This window comes from Burkholderia sp. SIMBA_062 (assembly GCF_046534765.1).
GTDB lineage: Bacteria > Pseudomonadota > Gammaproteobacteria > Burkholderiales > Burkholderiaceae > Burkholderia > Burkholderia ambifaria.
Map to the genome: position 1 here is coordinate 1 of NZ_JAWRYD010000524.1, position 244 is coordinate 244.

Genomic DNA, 244 nt, shown 5'->3' on the forward strand with positions numbered 1-244 from the left:
GTCGAGGTCGAGCGTGCGGCGCAACGTCCGCTGATGTCGGGCTTTCATGCGCTGTTCAGCGTGGGCGGCTTCGCGGGATCGACGTTCATGACCTTCCTGCTTTCGATGCAGGTGGGCGCGCTCGAAAGCACGCTGCTGTGCTCGGTGCTGATGCTGGCGGCGATGCTCGTGGCGCGTCCGCGTCTGCTGCGCGCGAAGCAGGCGGGCGGCGGTCCGTTGTTCGTCACGCCGCGCGGCATCGTGC

General features: G+C 68.4%; 1 pseudogene. It reads left to right on the forward strand.

Going from position 1 to position 244, the window contains the following annotated elements:
- A pseudogene (locus SB786_RS37320) lies at positions 1-244 on the forward strand (MFS transporter); the annotation flags it as partial.